The sequence below is a fragment of the Actinomadura luteofluorescens genome (assembly GCF_013409365.1).
Taxonomy (GTDB): Bacteria; Actinomycetota; Actinomycetes; order Streptosporangiales; family Streptosporangiaceae; genus Spirillospora; species Spirillospora luteofluorescens.
On the sequence record NZ_JACCBA010000001.1, the window covers coordinates 9586624 to 9598882 of the forward strand.

The following is a 12259-nucleotide window of genomic DNA, read 5'->3' on the forward strand; positions in this document are numbered from 1 at the left end:
CGGCGACCCTTACGAACTGGTGACGTGCGGGCGGGCGAACTCGGCCATGCCCTCGGCGAACGGGACCGCCGGCCGGAAGCCGAGCTCGCGGCGGGCGCGGTCGGGCCGGGCGACGATGTGGCGGACGTCCCCGAGCCGGTAGTCCCCGGTGACACGGGGCCGGGGGCCGCCGAACGCGTCGGCGAGGGCGCCGGCCATGGCACCGACGCTGCGGGGGTCGCCGCTGGCGATGTTGTAGGCGCGCAGGCCGCCGGGCTCGGGCGGCGCGGCCGCGGCCCGCTCCAGCGCCAGCACGCCGGCGCGGGCGACGTCGCGGACGTGGACGAAGTCGCGGCGCTGCGCGCCGTCCTCGAACACCAGCGGCGCCAGGCCGTCCATCAGCCGCGACCGGAAGAGCGCCGCGACGCCGGCGTAGGGGGTGTCGCGCGGCATCCGCGGCCCGTAGACGTTGTGGTAGCGCAGCGCGGCGACGGTACCGCCGGTCGCGCGGGCCCAGGACGCGGCCAGGTGCTCCTGGGCGAGCTTGGTGTCGGCGTAGACGTTGCGGGGGCCGGGCGGGGTCTCCTCGCCGACGGCGCCGGGGGTGAGCGGTTCCCCGCACGCCGGGCACGGCGGCTCGAACCGGCCGGCGCGCAGCGCGTCCTCGGGGCGGGGCCCGGGGCGGACGAGGCCGTGCACGGTGCAGGTGTAGGCGCCCTCCCCGTAGACGACCATCGAGGAGGCCAGCACGAGGGCGCCGACGCCGGCGCGCGCCATCTCGGCCAGCAGCACGGCGGTGCCCTGCACGTTGACGGAGGTGTAGTCGGGCAGGTCGGACACGTCCACGCCGAGGCCGACCTTGGCGGCCTGGTGGCAGACGGCGTCGACGTCCTCCAGCCGCCGCGCGACCGCGGCGGCGTCGCGGACGTCGGCGGGCGGGTCGCCGAGCCCGTCGGGGCGCGTGTCGAGCCCGCGGACGCGGTGGCCGGCGGCGGTCAGCGCCTCGGCGATGTGCGAGCCGATGAATCCGGCCGACCCGGTGAGCAGTACGTTCATGCGCACGAACGTAGGGCGCGGGGCGCGTCCGGGACCGCCGGGACGGGCCGGTCAAGGCACCTTGTTCGAACCTTGTAAGAACTTCACCCGGCGGCGGGGACGAGGGGGGCGAGCAGCCCGGCGGCCTTGTCGACGTCGGCCTCGGTGGTGCTGAGGTGGAACGCGCAGCGCAGCCGCCCGGCGCGCACGGCGGCGATGACGCCGTTGCGTCGCAGCAGGTCGGCGGTGCCGTCCGGGACGGGCAGCGACACGATCGCCGAGTCGCCCGGCGGGAGGCCGAGGCCGGCGGCGAACCGGCGCGCGAGCGCGACGTCGTGGTCGTGGATCGCGGGGATCCCGACCCGTTCCAGCAGTTCCAGTGCGGGGGCCTGCCCGGCCCAGCACTGCCACGCCGGGGACAGGTCCAGGCGGCGGGCGTCGCCGGCCAGGCGCAGCGGCAGCCCGTAGACGGAGTCCCAGATGTCGGCGCCGGCGTACCATCCGGCGCCGATGGCGGGCAGGGCGTCCAGGGCCTCGCGGGTGCCGGTCAGGAAGCAGGTTCCGCGCGGGCCGAGCAGCCACTTGTAGCCGCCGGCGACCAGCCAGTCGACGCGGCCGGCGGGAAGCGGGAGCCATCCGGCGGCCTGGGTGGCGTCCAGCAGGACGCGGGCGCCGTGCGCGCGGGCGGCCTCGATGATCTCGTCCATGGGGGCGATGCGGCCGTCGGCGGACTGCACCGCCGACACCGCGACCAGGCCGGTGCCCGCGCCGACGTGCTCGGCGATGCGCTCCAGCGGGACCGGCCGGACGCTCAGGTCCGGGCGGGCGGCGAACGGGAACAGCAGCGAGGTGAAGTCGCCGTCGGCGACGACGACCTCGGCGCCGGCGGGCAGGGACGCCGCGACGAGCCCGGTGAAGTAGGAGACCTGCGGGCCGCACGCGACGCGATCGGCCGGGACGCCGAGCAGCCGCGCGAACGCCTCCCTGGACCGGGTGACCGCCTCGTCCAGCGCGCCGGGCTCCAGGATCCCGGCGGCGCGGTCGCGCTCGGCGGCGAGCATGGTCTCGTGCGCGGCGCGCGGCGGAAGCCCGTAGGTGGCGGTGTTGAGGAAGGCTACGCCGGCGCCGAACTCGCGCTGCGCCTCCGGCAGGGAAAGGGTCATGTCCCGATCGTGGGACACCGGTGCGCCATAGCGCAAAGTACGGTTTTCTTGGCGTCCCATCAATGGCGTTGATACCTTGCGGCGATGCTGGACCTGCATCGGGGCCGGATCCTGCGCGAGGTGGCGCGGCTCGGGTCGATGACCGCCGCCGCGCGGTCCCTGGCCTACACCCAGCCCGCGGTGTCGCACCACATCGCCCGCCTGGAGGCCGAGGTCGGCACCCCGCTGGTGGTCCGGCACGGCCGGGGCGTGCGGCTGACCGAGGCGGGCCGGGTCCTGGTCGAGCACGTCGAGGACGTGCTGGCCCGCATGAGCGACGCCGAGGAGCGGATCGCGGCGATCGCCGGGCTGCGCGCCGGGCGGGTGCGGGCCGCGGTGTTCCCCACGGCGGCGGGCGGGCTGATGCCCGGCGCCCTGGCCCGGCTGCGGGCCCGCGCGCCGGGGGTGTCGGTGACGCTGGTGGACGCCGAGCCGCCCGAGGCGCTGGCGCTGCTGCGCGCCGGGGAGGCCGACGTCGCGGTGGTGTTCCGGCACGTGTCCATGCCGCCCGAGACCGACGCGCGGTTCCGGGAGGTGGTGCTGTGCGAGGACCCGCTGCGGCTGCTGGTCCCGGCCGCGCATCCGCTGGCGTCGGCGCGGCGGCCGCGGCTGGAGGACCTGGCCGGGGAGACGTGGGCGTCGGGCTGCGCGCGGTGCCGCGACCATCTCCGGTGGGCGTGCGCCAGGGCGGGGTTCGTCCCCGACATCGCGTTCGCCACCGAGGATCATGTCGCGATCCAGCGGCTGGTCGCGCAAGGCCTGGCCGTGACGACGCTGCCGGGGCTGGCGCTCGGCCTGCACTCCGAGCCGGGCGTGGCGCTGCCCGACGTGCCCGGTGTCGGCAGCCGCCGCGTCAGCGCGGTCGTCGCGGCAGGCCCGCGTCCTCCCGCGGTGGCGGCGCTGCTGGACGAACTGGCCGCCGCCGGCACGGCCGGGGCGGGCGACGGCTAGGACAGGTGGCGGTGCAGGTCGGTGAGGCGGCTCGCGGCCGCCATCACCGCCGCGGCCAGGGCGGGCATCGCGTCGTCGCCGAACCGCACCGAGGGGCCCTGCAGCGCGACGGCCGCGAACACGCGCCCGCCGCCGTCGCGGACCGGCGCGGCCACGGCGCGGACCCCGGCCAGCCGCTCCTCGTCGTTGACGGCGTAGCCGCGCTCGCGGACGGCCCGCAGGTCGGCCTCCAGACCGGCGCGGGTGGTGAGGGTCGCGGGGGTGTGGCGGGCGTACGGCTCGTCCATCGCGACGGGGTCGCCGTCGAAGGCCAGCAGCGCCTTGCCCATCGCGCACGCGTGGACCGGGTTGCGGTCGCCGGGCGGCTGGTCGTAGCGCAGCGGGTGGACCGACGGCAGGTGCAGCAGCACCGCGACCTCGTCACCGGCGCGCACGCCGAGGCTGACCGACTCGCCCGTCCCGTCGCGCAGCGCGGTCAGCTCGGGCTGCAGCAGGGTCGCGCCCATCCGCTCCAGCGCGAGGCGGCCGAGGATGGCGGTGGTGGGGCCGAGGAAGTACCGCTCGGTCGCGGGGTCCTGCGCGAGCATCCCGGTGGCGTGCAGGGCGCGGACGATGCGGTGCGCGGTGCTGACCGACAGGCCGAGGCGGTGCGCGATCTGGGTGGGGGTCTGCCGGGCGGCGCCCTCGAAGGAGCGGAGCACCGCCACGGAGCGGTCCACCGTCTGCGTGCCCGGCTTGGGCTGCTGCGTCCCTTCCGCTCGGTCGTCCGTCACGGATCCCATCCTCCCACCGCTCCCGGCGCGGGGACGGCGGGGGGCGTGCGATAGTGGGGCGCGTGGCACCCGACACCCCGGTACGCGCGCCCCGTTCCCGCAAGGCCCGCACGGCGGGCGGGAGGGCGCGGGGCCCCTCGCCGTCGCTGACGGTCCGGCACGGGATCGGGTTCACGCGCAACCCGTGCGCGAGCCTGCTGCGCCTGCACGCCGAGGCGGGCCCGGTCGCGGTCGTCGGGACGCGCCGGATGCCGTTCGTGCACCTGTTCGGCCCCGACGCCAACGCGTTCGTGTTCGCCAACTCGGGCCTGTTCCGGTGGCGGGAGGCGTTCGACCTGCTGGTGCCGGTGAACGGGGAGACCGCGCTGATCGTCAGCGACGGCGCCGACCACCGGCGGCGGCGCCGGCTCGTCCAGCCGGCCTTCCACCACCGGCGCGTCGCCGGGTACGTGGCGCGGATCGCGGCCAACACCGACGTGGCGCTGGAGTCCTGGCGCCCGGGCCGGACGCTGGACGCCTACGCCGAGCTGCGCGCGGTGATCCGCCGCAGCACGGTGGAGGTGCTGTTCGGCGACGGGCTCGCCGCCGACAGCGAGGTGATCGGGCGGCGCCTCCAGGTCGCGCTCGCGGCGGTCGACCGCAACTTCGTGCTGCAGATGGTGCTGCGGTCGGTGCCCAACCCCTACATGCGGCGCGTCGCGGCGTCGCGGGCGCTGGTCGCCGCGCGGGTGGACGAGGAGATCGAGCGGCGGCTGCGCGAGGGCGGCGAGTACGACGACGTGCTGGGCATGCTGCTGGCCTCGCGCGACGAGGACGGCGCGGGCCTGACCCGCCAGGAGCTCCAGGACCAGGTCATCAGCCTCATCTCGGCCGGCTACGACACCACCAGCGCCGCGATGGCGTGGGCGGTGCACGCGCTGCTGGCCCATCCGGAGGCCGAGGAGCGGGCGCGGCGGGAGGTGGCCGAGGTGGTCGGCGACCGGCCGGTCGAGGCCGCAGACCTGCCCGCGCTGGAGTACCTGGACGGGGTGGTGAACGAGACGCTGCGGCTGTTCCCGCCCGCCGTGCTCAGCGCCCGCGTCCCGGTCGAGGACTTCTCCTACGGCGGGCACCGGGTCCCGGCGGGGGCGATGGTGTTCTACTCCCCGTTCGTCACCCACCGGATGCCGGAGGCGTGGCCGCAGGCGGGACGGTTCCGGCCCGAGCGGTGGGACCGTTCCTCGGAGCTGTACCGTCCCACCACCCCGGCGACGTACCTGCCGTTCGGCGGCGGCCCGCACCGCTGCATCGGCTCGACGCTGGCGACGGTGGAGATCAAGACGATGCTGGCGTGCCTGCTGCGCCGCACGCGGCTGTCGCTGGTCTCCACCGCCGCCACGCCGACGAGCGTGACCGCGATGCGCCCCCGCGGCGGCGTACCGGTGCGAGTGCTCGGCTAGCTAGCGCCTGGGATGTGACCTCGTCCACGCGCGCGAACGCGTGACCTGCCCGGTGCCGCGAAGCCGGAGGCGAGCGGAACCGGGCAGATCGCGTTCGCCCAGGCACGGTCACGTAGCGAGCCGCCAGGCGAGCGGAGTGGGCCGGGACTGCGAAACGCAACCTAGTTCTGGCGGAGGCAGACGCAGAAGGGGTGCCCGGCCGGGTCGGTCAGGACGCGCCAGCGGTCGCCGCCGGGCTGGAAGCCGGGCCTGGCGCCGCCGAGGCCGGTGACGGTCTCCTCGGCCTTGTCCAGGTCGTCGACGTAGAAGTCGAGGTGGAACTGCTGGGGGCGGTCCCCCTCGGGCCAGGTGGGCGGCCGGTGCCCGGCGACGCCCTGGAAGTAGACGTCCATGCCGCCCGGCAGCTTGACGGCGGAGGCCTCGGGGGTGTCGTAGGTGACCTCGCCTCCGGTCACCGCCGCGTAGAACGCGGCGAGCACGGGCGGCTCCGGGCAGTCGAGGGTGACGGCGACGAATTCGGCGATACCAGGCATCTATGGGCTCCTTCGTGGTCGGTGTGTTCCCAGGCTCCCAGGGGAAGCTGACATCTTCTGTCAGGTACCGGGAACGCTCTCGCGGCGTTCGCGTACCGGTCGAGGCGGCCCGGCCGGCTCGCTCACCGGGCGGCGCGGGCCAGGCGCTCGGCCATGGCCGCCACGCGGTCGCGCAGCCCGGCCGGTTCGCGGATCTCGAAGTCGATGTCGAGGTAGGCGATGCGCAGCGCCGTCCACTCCAGGGAGTCGGCGGAGGTGCGCAGCACGCAGGTGCGGTCGTCGACCGGCTCGACCTCGCCCTCGGTCACGCGGAACCGGTCGGCCAGTTCCCGCGCGGACGCGTGCACGAGCAGCACCGCCCGCGTCGCCGGGTGCGTCCCGGCCATGAAGCGGGTGACGAACTCGGCCGTGCCGGCGGCGGGCAGCTCGCGCGGCGCGACCCGCACGCCGGTCGGCAGCGGGCCGGACACGCGGTCGACGCGGAAGATCCGCCAGTCGTCGCGGCCGGCGTCGAACGCGACCAGGTACCAGCGCCGCCCCGCCGACACCAGCCCGTGCGGCTCGACCAGGCGCCGGGTCTCCCGGTCGTCGGCGCCGCGGTAGGCGAAGCGGACGCGCTCGTGGTCGCGGCACGCCGCGGCCAGCACCGTCAGGGTCTCGGGGGCGGCGACCGGCCCGGCGGGCGGGGAGCCCAGCGTGGTGGTGGCGGCGTGCAGGGCGGTGACGCGGCGCCGCAGCCGCGCGGGCAGGACCTGTTCGAGCTTGGCCAGGGCCCGCACGGACGCCTCGGCGATGCCCTCGACCGCTCCCCCGGTGGCGGCGCGCAGCCCGACGGCGATCGCGACGGCCTCCTCGTCGTCCAGCAGCAGCGGCGGCATCGCGGCGCCGGCCTCCAGCACGTAGCCGCCGGCCGCGCCGAGCGTGGCGTGCACCGGGTAGCCGAGGCCGCGCAGCCGCTCGATGTCGCGGCGCACGGTCCGGGGGCTGACCGACAGGCGCTCGCACAGCTCGGGCCCGCTCCACTCCCGGCGGGTCTGCAGCAGCGACAGCAGCCGCAGCAAACGTTCGGACGACATACCCCCAGTATGCGGCGAATGCGGTCAGGTTCTGGCCTCTTTGCCGCCTAGCGTGGCGGCCATGAACGGGGACCACATCGTCATCACCGGCGCCAGGAACAACAATCTCAAGGACGTCTCGCTGCGCATCCCCAAGGACCGGCTCGTGGTGTTCACCGGGGTGTCGGGGTCGGGCAAGTCGTCGGTGGTGTTCGGGACGGTCGCGGCGGAGTCGCAGCGGCAGCTGAACGAGACGCTCAGCTGGTTCGCCCGCGACCGGATGCCCCGCCGTGAGCGGCCCGACGCCGACGTCATCGACCGCCTCACGCCCGCGGTCGTGGTCGACCAGCGGCCGATCGGCGGCAACGCCCGCTCCACGGTCGGCACCATCACCGACATCTCCCCCGTCCTGCGGGTCCTGTTCTCCCGGCACGGCACGCCCAGCGCCGGGGAGGCCGCCGCCTACTCCTTCAACGACCCGCGCGGCATGTGCCCCGAATGCGACGGCCTCGGGCACGTCGCGCGGGTGGACCTGGACCTGTTCCTGGACACCGGGCGGTCGCTGAACGAGGGCGCGGTGAACTTCCCCCCGTTCGAGGTGGGGACGTTCGTGTGGCAGCTGTACGCCGAGTCGGGCCTGTTCGACCCGGACAAGCCGCTGCGGGACTTCACCCCCGAGGAGCGGGACCTGCTCCTGCACGGCAAGGGGTTCCGGGTGCCGCGCCGCAACAGGACCGGGTCGATGGGCCACAACGCCTACGAGGGCGTGATCGAGCGGTTCGACCGGCTGTACCTGAAACGGGACCTGGCGTCCCTGCCGCCCAAGGTGCGCGACGCGGCCCGCCGCGTGGTGCGCGAGGACACCTGCCCGGCCTGCGGCGGGGCGCGGCTCAACGCCGCGGCGCTGGCCTCGCGCGTCGGCGGCCGCGGCATCGCCGAGATGTCCCGGATGGAGGTCGGCGACCTGGTCGCCGCGCTCGGCGAGATCACCGACCCGGTCGCCGCGCGGGTCGCCGGGGAGGCCGTCGCGCGGCTGCGGCGGCTCGCCGACATCGGCCTGTCCTACCTGTCCCTGGACCGGCCGACCCGCACCCTGTCGGGCGGGGAGGCGCAGCGGCTCAAGGTCGTCCGGCACCTGGGGTCCAGCCTGACCGGGATGACCTACATCTTCGACGAGCCCAGCGCGGGCCTGCACCCCCGCGACGTCGACCGGCTGAACGCGCTGCTGCTGCGGCTGCGCGACAAGGGCAACACCGTGCTGGTGGTCGAGCACGACCCCGCCGTGATCGCCATCGCCGACCACGTCGTCGACATGGGGCCCGGCGCGGGCGTGCACGGCGGAGAGGTCTTGTTCGCCGGGACGGTCGCGGGGCTGCGCGCGGCCCCGACGCCGACCGGCCGGGCGCTGGGCGCCGCGTCGCCGGTCAAGGCCGCGTTCCGGGAGCCGGACGGCTGGCTGGCGGTGGCCGGCGCCCGCACCCACAACCTCAAGGACGTGACGGTGCGGTTCCCCACGGGCGTGCTCACGGCGGTCACCGGCGTCGCCGGGTCGGGCAAGAGCACCCTGGTCATGGACGAGTTCGCCGCGCGGCACCCCGGCGCGGTCGTGGTGGACCAGTCGGCGATCGCGGCGTCGCGCCGCTCCAGCCCGGCGACCTTCGTCGGCGTGATGGACCCGCTGCGGCGGCTGTTCGCGCGGGTGAGCGGCGCCGGCGCGGCGCTGTTCAGCCACAACTCCAAGGGCGCCTGCCCGGAGTGCGACGGCAACGGCGTCATCGTCACCGACCTGGCGTTCATGGATCCGGTCACCACCACGTGCGAGGCGTGCCGGGGCGGCCGGTACCGTCCGGAGGTCCTCGCGCACACGCTGCGCGGCCGCACGATCGTGGACGTCCTGGCGATGACGGCCGAGGAGGCCCTGGCCTTCTTCGCCGAGCCCGCCGGCGCCCCCGGCGGGGACGCCGGCCGCGCCGAACGTTCGATCGCCGCGCGGCTGCGGGCCCTGGACGACGTGGGGCTCGGCTACATGACGCTCGGGCGGCCGCTGGGCTCGCTGTCGGGCGGCGAGCGGCAGCGCATCAAGCTGGCGACCCGGCTGCACCGCGCCGGCACCGTCTACGTGCTGGACGAGCCCACGACGGGCCTGCACATGTCCGATGTCGGCGCGCTGCTGGCGCTGCTGGACCGGCTGGTGGACGGCGGCGGGACCGTCATCGTCGTCGAGCACGACCCGCAGGTGGTCAAGCACGCCGACTGGGTGGTCGACCTCGGGCCCGGCGGGGGCCGGCACGGCGGCGAGGTCGTGTTCGAGGGAACCCCCGCCGCGCTGCTGGAGGCGCCGTCCTCGGTCACGGCGCGGTTCCTGCGCCGCGGCCTGCCCGGGCAGGCCGCGGCGCGCCGCTAGTTGTCGGGGACCAGGCGGGCGGGGAAGCCGCCGGTCGCGATCGGCCCCCACCGCTCGATGGTGACGCGGATCAGGGACTTGTCCTGGCGGCGCATCGCCTCCCGGTACTCGTCCCAGTCGGGGTGCTCCCCGGCGATGCAGCGGTAGTAGTCGACGAGCGCGTCGGCGGCCTCGGGCATGTCGATGACCTCGGCGGTGCCGTCGACCTGCACGTAGGGGCCGTTGAAGTCGTCGGACAGCACGCACACCGACACGCGCGCGTCACGGCGGGCGTTGCGGGCCTTGGCCCGCTCGGGGTAGGTGGAGACGACGACGCGGCCCTGGCCGTCGACGCCGCACGTCACCGGCGACATCTGGGGCCGCCCGTCGGCGCGGGCGGTGGACAGCAGCGCGTGGTGGCGGGGACGCAGGAACTCCAGCAGTTCGGAGCGGTCCACGCGGTTCGCGGTGGCGATCGAAGGAGCCATGCACGCAACTCTAGGAACCCGGCACCGATGAGTTCCCCTCCGCCCCGCCGTCTACCTCTTCGAAGGCTCCAGGCAGGCCGCTTCCCAAGGGAGGACGACGATGAGCGACCGCGATCCCGTCGAGGCGCGCGACCTCGACATCTACGGCGCCGGAGAGCTGGCGTGGGACGGCGTGCGGGAGGCGCTGGAGGCGGCGCTGCCGAAGGCCGAGACGCCGGTGTTCCTCGGCACGGTCCGCCCGGACGGGCGCCCGCACTCGGCGGGCGTCGGCGCGCTGTGGCACGACGGGGACCTGTACGTCGTCAGCGGGCCCGGCACGCGCAAGTCCCGGAACCTGATGGCGAACCCGGCGTGCACGGTCTCGGTCCGCACCCCTGTCGGGGACGTGGTGCTGGAGGGCGAGGCGGAGCGCGTCACCGACCCGGCCGTCCTGGAGGCGGTCGCGGCCGGCTACCGGGACGGCGGATGGCCGGCGCGGGTGGAGGGCGAGGCGTTCACCGCGCCCTACAGCGCGCAGAGCGCGGGCCGGCCGCCGTGGCACCTCTACCGGATCGCCTTCCACACGGTGTTCACGGTGGGGACGGTGGAGCCGTTCGGCGCGATGCGGTGGACGTTCGCGCGCTGACCCCGCTGACCACGGCGCCGACCGGCGGGCATGCCGGCTCGGCGGTCAGCCGCTCAGCAGGGCGAACAGGCCGGCGCAGGTGAGCGCGACCATGACGGCCGCGACGGGCAGCTGCGCCCGCGCGGCCGGGCCGGGGCCGCGCAGGGCGAGGTCGTGCGCGGCGATGGTGCCACAGATGTGGCCGAGGACGATGGCGTTGACCTGGACCTGCGCGATGAGGGTGGGTCCGGCGAGGTCGTAGTCGACGCGGTTGCCGGTGGAGCCGAGCAGGTTCAGGCCCGTCCCGAAGGGGTCGCCGGCGAGGATGAACGTGGTCTGGCCCTCCAGGACGAAGAACGAGAAGTAGTGGGCGAGGGTGTAGCCGAGGGCGATCGGCAGCAGGGTGGCGGCGAACCGCGCGGGCCAGGACCGGGTGTGCGGGAGGGCGGGGTCGTGGCGGGTCAGCCGTTCGCTGAGCGTCAGCGCCGCGACGTACAGCAGCGCGACGGCGCCGACGGCGGCGGCGAGCCCCAGGGTGCCGGCGGGAACGCTGGCGGGGTCGACGTTGTCGCGCCAGTAGGTGGTGCGGGTGATGCCGTCGAATCCGGTCGAGCCGATCAGCACGCAGGCGGTCGCGGTGAGGCCGGGTTCGGGGTCGCCCTTCATCAGTCCGGTGAGCGGGGTGCGCAGGACGAGGGCGCCGTCGCCGCGCCGCCCGATCGGGCACAGGCGGGCCAGCAGGCTGGAGTAGGCCTCGAACCCGTCGCCGCGGGTGAACCAGTCGCGGCCGAACCACCAGGCGGGGGTCAGGTTCCCGGCGGCGTAGGCGAGGATGAGGGCGCCGACCAGGCGCGGGTCGGAGCGGTGCGGGGCGACCAGTTCCAGCCAGACGAATCCGGTGAGCCAGGCGGCCGCGGGCCAGTAGCCGAGCCGGGCGGGCAGGGGGCGCCGCCCCGACGGCGGGGTGCGGGTGGCGCGGCACAGCGCGGCGTGCAGGGTCCGCAGCGGGTTGACGCGCCGCCACACGGGTCCGAGCAGGACGCTGGCGGGGACCAGGCCGACCCAGAACGTGACGAACAGCGCCCACGGTGCGAGGTTGCGGGCGTCGGAGGGGGGTCCGGCGAACGCGACGGCGACGACCAGGGCGGCCGCGGCCAGGGCGAGAGCGCGTCCGGCCGCGGTGAGGGCGGTCGAGTCCAGCGCGCGGGCGAGGGCGGGCGGCAGCGGGCGTCCGGCGCCGGGGTGGAGGCGGGGCCGCTTCCACGCGGCGGTGAGGGCGAGGAAGGAGGCCGCGACGGCCAGGCCGCCGCCGGCGATGGCGGCGACGGCGTCCAGCGGCAGGTCGGTGCGGCCGCCGAGCCCGTGGGCGAGCACGTGCACGGGTCACCCGACCTGGAGTTCGAGGACGCGGGCGCCGGAGTGGTGCAGTTCGGCCTCGAAGACGCCCGGGGTGCCGGCGGTGAACCGCAGGGTGGCCGCCCGTCCGGGGCGCAGTTCGAGCTCGCGGTCGTAGCCGTGCAGGTGGAACTCGTCGGCGGTGTCGCCGGTGACGGTGATCTCGACGGTGGCGCCGCGCGGGACCTTCACGCGGCGCCGCGCGGTGTGGGCCTTCCCGCCGGTCACGGTCACGGTGATCCGGACGGCGGACGGCCCGGACGCGGCCGGGGCGCTTCCCGGCGCGGCGGGTGAGCCGGACCGCGCGGCCGGCGGGGTCCGGGGCGCGGGCTCGCCGCAGGCGGCCGCGGCCGCCAACGCCGCCGCGGCCGCGATCAGCGCCGTGGTCGCTCTGGTTCGTGTCCGCCGCCGCATGTGTCCCC

Annotated in this window: 12 protein-coding genes; 4 read left to right on the forward strand and 8 right to left on the reverse strand. The window is 75.9% G+C overall.

The features are described from left to right. Positions 1-9 precede the first annotated feature (9 nt). Complete coding sequence (locus tag BJY14_RS44120) at positions 10-1035, reverse strand: NAD-dependent epimerase/dehydratase family protein (RefSeq protein WP_179849040.1); 1026 nt, start codon at positions 1033-1035, stop codon at positions 10-12. 83 nt (positions 1036-1118) lie between these two features. After that, positions 1119-2177 (reverse strand): aminotransferase class V-fold PLP-dependent enzyme, encoded by a 1059-nt coding sequence (locus BJY14_RS44125; RefSeq protein WP_179849041.1) that lies wholly within the window; start codon positions 2175-2177, stop codon positions 1119-1121. Between the two features lie 84 nt (positions 2178-2261). On the opposite strand from BJY14_RS44125, the gene BJY14_RS44130 reads away from it, so the two are divergent. Then, complete coding sequence (locus BJY14_RS44130) at positions 2262-3167, forward strand: LysR family transcriptional regulator (protein ID WP_179849042.1); 906 nt, start codon at positions 2262-2264, stop codon at positions 3165-3167. On the opposite strand, the gene BJY14_RS44135 is transcribed toward BJY14_RS44130, so the two are convergent. Next, positions 3164-3940, reverse strand: a complete 777-nt coding sequence (locus BJY14_RS44135; protein ID WP_179849043.1) for an IclR family transcriptional regulator — start codon at positions 3938-3940, stop codon at positions 3164-3166. The two genes, BJY14_RS44130 and BJY14_RS44135, sit on opposite strands and share 4 nt — an antisense overlap. Before the next feature lie 62 nt (positions 3941-4002). Here BJY14_RS44135 and BJY14_RS44140 point away from each other — a divergent pair, with 62 nt between their 5' ends. After that, positions 4003-5379, forward strand: a complete 1377-nt coding sequence (locus BJY14_RS44140) for a cytochrome P450 (RefSeq protein ID WP_312879766.1) — start codon at positions 4003-4005, stop codon at positions 5377-5379. A 161-nt stretch (positions 5380-5540) separates the two neighbouring features. On the opposite strand, the gene BJY14_RS44145 is transcribed toward BJY14_RS44140, so the two are convergent. Together BJY14_RS44145 and BJY14_RS44150 are read right to left on the reverse strand one after the other, a co-directional pair. Further along, complete coding sequence (locus BJY14_RS44145; RefSeq protein WP_179849044.1) at positions 5541-5912, reverse strand: VOC family protein; 372 nt, start codon at positions 5910-5912, stop codon at positions 5541-5543. Positions 5913-6034: 122 nt separating this feature from the next. Continuing rightward, positions 6035-6988: a helix-turn-helix transcriptional regulator gene (locus tag BJY14_RS44150; RefSeq protein ID WP_179849045.1), complete on the reverse strand. Its 954-nt coding sequence runs from the start codon at positions 6986-6988 to the stop codon at positions 6035-6037. Positions 6989-7049: 61 nt separating this feature from the next. Here BJY14_RS44150 and BJY14_RS44155 point away from each other — a divergent pair, with 61 nt between their 5' ends. After that, positions 7050-9371: an ATP-binding cassette domain-containing protein gene (locus tag BJY14_RS44155; RefSeq protein ID WP_179849046.1), complete on the forward strand. Its 2322-nt coding sequence runs from the start codon at positions 7050-7052 to the stop codon at positions 9369-9371. On the opposite strand, the gene BJY14_RS44160 is transcribed toward BJY14_RS44155, so the two are convergent. Then, a complete protein-coding gene (locus BJY14_RS44160) occupies positions 9368-9838 on the reverse strand; it encodes a PPOX class F420-dependent oxidoreductase (protein ID WP_179849047.1) in 471 nt (156 codons plus the stop codon). The genes BJY14_RS44155 and BJY14_RS44160 overlap by 4 nt on opposite strands. A 100-nt stretch (positions 9839-9938) precedes the next feature. Between BJY14_RS44160 and BJY14_RS44165 the strand changes: the two genes are divergently transcribed. After that, positions 9939-10463, forward strand: a complete 525-nt coding sequence (locus BJY14_RS44165) for a pyridoxamine 5'-phosphate oxidase family protein (RefSeq protein ID WP_179849048.1) — start codon at positions 9939-9941, stop codon at positions 10461-10463. A 45-nt stretch (positions 10464-10508) separates the two neighbouring features. On the opposite strand, the gene BJY14_RS44170 is transcribed toward BJY14_RS44165, so the two are convergent. Together BJY14_RS44170 and BJY14_RS44175 are read right to left on the reverse strand one after the other, a co-directional pair. Continuing rightward, the gene (locus tag BJY14_RS44170) at positions 10509-11822 is read right to left on the reverse strand and encodes a hypothetical protein (protein WP_179849049.1); all 1314 of its coding nucleotides are present in this window, start codon (positions 11820-11822) and stop codon (positions 10509-10511) included. A gap of 3 nt (positions 11823-11825) precedes the next feature. After that, positions 11826-12251, reverse strand: a complete 426-nt coding sequence (locus BJY14_RS44175; protein WP_179849050.1) for a cupredoxin domain-containing protein — start codon at positions 12249-12251, stop codon at positions 11826-11828. Positions 12252-12259 lie beyond the last annotated feature (8 nt).

Excerpts from the sequence above, each read along its gene's own strand:
- BJY14_RS44120 (WP_179849040.1), bottom strand. The coding sequence starts at position 1,035 with ATGAACGTACTGCTCACCGGGTCGGCCGGATTCATCGGCTCGCACATC.
- BJY14_RS44125 (WP_179849041.1), bottom strand. The coding sequence starts at position 2,177 with ATGACCCTTTCCCTGCCGGAGGCGCAGCGCGAGTTCGGCGCCGGCGTA.
- BJY14_RS44130 (WP_179849042.1), top strand. The coding sequence starts at position 2,262 with ATGCTGGACCTGCATCGGGGCCGGATCCTGCGCGAGGTGGCGCGGCTC.
- BJY14_RS44145 (WP_179849044.1), bottom strand. The coding sequence starts at position 5,912 with ATGCCTGGTATCGCCGAATTCGTCGCCGTCACCCTCGACTGCCCGGAG.
- BJY14_RS44150 (WP_179849045.1), bottom strand. The coding sequence starts at position 6,988 with ATGTCGTCCGAACGTTTGCTGCGGCTGCTGTCGCTGCTGCAGACCCGC.
- BJY14_RS44155 (WP_179849046.1), top strand. The coding sequence starts at position 7,050 with ATGAACGGGGACCACATCGTCATCACCGGCGCCAGGAACAACAATCTC.
- BJY14_RS44160 (WP_179849047.1), bottom strand. The coding sequence starts at position 9,838 with ATGGCTCCTTCGATCGCCACCGCGAACCGCGTGGACCGCTCCGAACTG.
- BJY14_RS44165 (WP_179849048.1), top strand. The coding sequence starts at position 9,939 with ATGAGCGACCGCGATCCCGTCGAGGCGCGCGACCTCGACATCTACGGC.
- BJY14_RS44175 (WP_179849050.1), bottom strand. The coding sequence starts at position 12,251 with ATGCGGCGGCGGACACGAACCAGAGCGACCACGGCGCTGATCGCGGCC.